4 protein-coding genes are annotated in these 3544 nt (G+C 66.3%); 3 read left to right on the forward strand and 1 reads right to left on the reverse strand.

Annotated features, from left to right (window positions below; genetic code table 11):
• Positions 1–200 precede the first annotated feature (200 nt).
• Entirely contained in the window at positions 201–668 is a 468-nt protein-coding gene (locus tag QZ281_RS00205) for a prolyl-tRNA synthetase associated domain-containing protein (RefSeq protein ID WP_292223236.1), read from the forward strand.
• A gap of 614 nt (positions 669–1282) precedes the next feature.
• On the opposite strand, the gene QZ281_RS00210 is transcribed toward QZ281_RS00205, so the two are convergent.
• Positions 1283–2674 carry a CocE/NonD family hydrolase gene (locus tag QZ281_RS00210; RefSeq protein WP_292223211.1) on the reverse strand — a complete coding sequence of 464 codons (1392 nt, stop codon included), beginning with the start codon at positions 2672–2674 and terminating at the stop codon, positions 1283–1285.
• A 131-nt stretch (positions 2675–2805) separates the two neighbouring features.
• Here QZ281_RS00210 and QZ281_RS00215 point away from each other — a divergent pair, with 131 nt between their 5' ends.
• Together QZ281_RS00215 and QZ281_RS00220 are read left to right on the forward strand one after the other, a co-directional pair.
• Positions 2806–3009, forward strand: a complete 204-nt coding sequence (locus QZ281_RS00215) for a hypothetical protein (protein ID WP_292223214.1) — start codon at positions 2806–2808, stop codon at positions 3007–3009.
• 108 nt (positions 3010–3117) lie between these two features.
• A partial coding sequence (locus QZ281_RS00220) for a LytTR family DNA-binding domain-containing protein (RefSeq protein ID WP_292223217.1) occupies positions 3118–3544 on the forward strand: 427 nt, incomplete at its 3' end.

Genomic DNA, 3544 nt, shown 5'->3' on the forward strand with positions numbered 1-3544 from the left:
TCCGCGACTGGCGCCCGGGCACCAGATCCGGCGGCCGCGACGACATCGGATAGCATTCCAGTTCCAGCGGGCGGGTGTTCGCGGTATCGACCATGACCCTCTCCTACCGCCCTGTTTGCGACGGCTCAACCATGACTGACCAGCCCGCCCCCGACGCTGCTTACGACCCCGCCTACGACCGGGATCGCCTGACCGACTGGATGGTTGAAAACGACGTGGCCCACGTCACCCACGACCACCCCGCCGTCTTCCGCGTCGAAGAGGGGCTGGAGCTGAAGGCCGCCCTGCCCGGCGCCCACACCAAGAACCTGTTCCTCAAGGACCAGAAGGGCCGCCTGTGGCTGATCTCGGCGCGTCAGGACACGGTGATCGACCTGAAGCGCGCGGCAGGCGTCATCGGCGCGGCAAAGCTGTCGTTCGGCAATGAGACCCTGATGTGGGAGACGCTGGGCGTGCGTCCCGGCTCGGTCACGGCGCTGGGCCTGATCAACGACACAGACCGCCGCGTGACCTTCGTGCTGGACCAGCGCCTGTGGGACGCCGACATCGTCAACTTCCACCCCCTGACCAACACCGCCACCACCGCCCTGAGCCAATCTGCCTTCCGCCGGGCGCTGGAGCTGTTGGGACGAGAACCGATCGTGGTGGATTTCGGGGCGCTGGCCTGATTCAAAGCCCGAGACAAAGCCGTTGGACAGCACGCTGAATATCGGCTGCGTGGGCGCGGTCAAAACTCTGCTTTCGACCCTTAGCGGACGTTCAAGTGGCTCTTTCGCTGGCAATCATCGAAAGCGCGCTAACCCAAAAAACCCACTTCAATCCTATCGCTTGAGTACAAGCGACGAGCACAGACGAAATGCGCTGAAGGTAATAGACCGCACCGATCACTAGAATGATCCATGCCGAGAAAACGATGCCAGCGACTCCATTCGAGGCGTGGAGCACTGGCGAGTATGCGATGGTTCCAGCGACGAGACCCCAAAGGCCATTCCGAAGGAAGCGTGCGCTGAGCTCTGTCGGAAGGATAGTGAATACAATCGCTTCACCCGTGAGGACGACAAACCCTAAAGTCGCAATGATGGGGAGGCTTGCGCCCTCCATCCCAGCAAAATTTCCTGGATCGCCTGGAACGATAGGTTCGAGCAGCATTAAGCCGCCGAACAAGGCGACAACCCCGGCCAAGAACAGAGCGAAGCGCCCCCAAAAAGTGCGAGGTGACCGAATACGCGAAAGTCGTCCAAACATGACGCTAGGGTAGATGGCTTCCAGACATCCCCACAAGTTACCGTTCGGCAACCCACCCCAAGCGGACAAATGAACAGCCCGCTTTCTGCACCCCCGGACAGGCCAGAACCCGTCCGTCGCCGTAGGCTCCGCTCAGCCGTCCGGTTTTCGCCCAGTCCAGCACCGCCTGGAAATAGCCCGGCGGGTTGCCGAGGGATGTGCGGGCGCCATTGGGCGCGGTTTCGAAGCGGAGCATGCCGTGGTCGGCGCCGGGATATTCCATCACCGCGATCGGACGCCCCTGCGCCGACAGGTCGATCAGCCGCTGGCGGGTGGCCTCGGGCGGGGCCTTGGAATCCTCCGCCGCCAGCATCCACAGCATCGGCGCATTGAGGCGGCTCAGCACCGGCAGGGGGTCATAGGTCCATGAGGTGCCGACGTCGTACTGGGGCAGGATGGCGCGTATCTGATCGTTGGTGGCGTGCAGCAACATGCCGGTGAAGCCGCCCTTCACGTCCGCGAACCACGGCTCGGCGCCATATCGGGCGCGCACGGCGTCCAGACCCTCATAGCCGACCGCGCTGTTGGAGGCGACGAAGGCGCCCATGGCGTCGGTGATGTCGCGCGCCTTGGCCAGCACGTCCGGTCCCCAGCCCCTGGCCTTCAGATCCTGCGCCACCAGATCGCTTTCCTGCGCCAGCGGCGAATAGGCCAGTCCGAAATCGACGATGACGAAATCGACCGGCGTGCGGCTGGCAGCCAGAGGTGCGACCCATCCGGCCTGACTGCCGCCGTGCAGACCCACCCGGCCCGCGCGTCGGCCCGCCACACGCCGCGCCTCGGCGACGGCGGCGGCGGCGTCATCGGCCAGGATGTCGAAGTTCTGGGTGTAGCGCCCCTCTGATCCGCCCGAGCCGCGCTTGGCGTAGACAAAGACGCCGACCCCGGACGCCGGGGCGAACCGCTGGAAGGGGTTGAAGTCCAGCGCATTGGCGCCTTCCGATCCATGCACCTCGACCATGATCGGCGCACGCCCCGATCCCGGCGGCAGGATCAGCCGCCCGTTCAGGCGGGTTCCGCCATGACCGGTGAAGACCACGTCCTGCGCCTCCAGCGCAATGCGCCGTCCGGCCTGCCCTTCGAAGACGATCCGCTCCTCGCTGCAGGCGCCCAGCTGCGGCTGCGGTCCCTCGACGCGGCGCGTGCCGCCCAGAGTGCTGACCCACAGACCGTCGGCGTTGCGGGTCATCCGTCCGCTCGATCCGTCCAGCCGCCGCCAGCGCAGACCCGCCTCCGGCAGGGGCGCCACATCCACCCAGCCCCCGTCCGCCAGACGATAGACGCCCACATGACAGGCGACGGCGGGATCAGGGCGCAGATTGACGTCATCGCCCGGAACCTGCGCCAGCACAGGCGAGGTCAGGGCCGAGGCCGCAAGGGTCAGGGTCAACAAGAATGGCCGGAGTTTCGACACGGGATTTCCAATCGGGAGGGAATGCAGTGCGATCACCATTGTCGGGCGGTCGGAGCCTCGCTAGGCCTTCTTCGCGAGCGGCGCCGGAACTGCGTGAACGGGACAGGATGGACGACAGGCTGAAGACGACGGCGATGCGGCGCGGGTTGATCGACCTGGCCATCCTGTGCGCCATCGGCCTGCTGATGGGGTTTCTGGCGCCCCTGAGCTGGGACCGCATCTCGGCGCCGGTCCGGTATCTGTACTGGATGGTCTGTATTTCATTGGCTTGGCGCAGCTCTCGAATCTCGCGTTCCATCGCCTTGATCTGAATCTCTCCGCGCGCCATCGCCGCCGACGCCTGGCTGAGCCGACGCATCAGCGTCCTGTGGCGGCGGCTGCTGGCGGTTTCGGTTCTGGCGGCGCCGCCCACGGCCCTGATGGTGCTGACGACCCAGAACCTGCTGATCGGCGAGGCCTTCAGCTGGCCCGCCTATCTGAAACTGTTGTGGCAGGCCTGGCCCATTCTGCTGGCGGTCGTCACGGTCCGGGCGCTGGCGTGGCGACGGCCGCCCGCGCGCGTCACCACCCGCACCATCATCGCCCCGCCCCTGCCCGAGACCGAGGCCGCGTTCCGGCGACGGCTGTCGGCCCGGCGCCGCACCGCCCGCCTGATCGCCATCGAGGCCCACGACCATTATCTGAAGGTCCACACGGATGCGGGCGAGGAGCTGATCACCCTGCGTTTTTCCGACGCACTGTATGAGCTGTCGGGCGCCCACGGCTGGCGGGTGCATCGGTCATGGTGGGTGGCGGCCGAGGCGGTCGAGGGTGTTCGCTGGCGGCGCGGGGCGGGCGAAATCAGCC

The organism is Brevundimonas sp., from assembly GCF_018608325.1.
In the GTDB taxonomy this organism is placed as follows: Bacteria; Pseudomonadota; Alphaproteobacteria; order Caulobacterales; family Caulobacteraceae; genus Brevundimonas.

What these genes read in the sequence shown, in the direction of transcription:
- QZ281_RS00205 (WP_292223236.1), top strand. Translation starts at nt 201, where the DNA reads ATGGTTGAAAACGACGTGGCCCACGTCACCCACGACCACCCCGCCGTC.
- QZ281_RS00215 (WP_292223214.1), top strand. Translation starts at nt 2,806, where the DNA reads ATGGACGACAGGCTGAAGACGACGGCGATGCGGCGCGGGTTGATCGAC.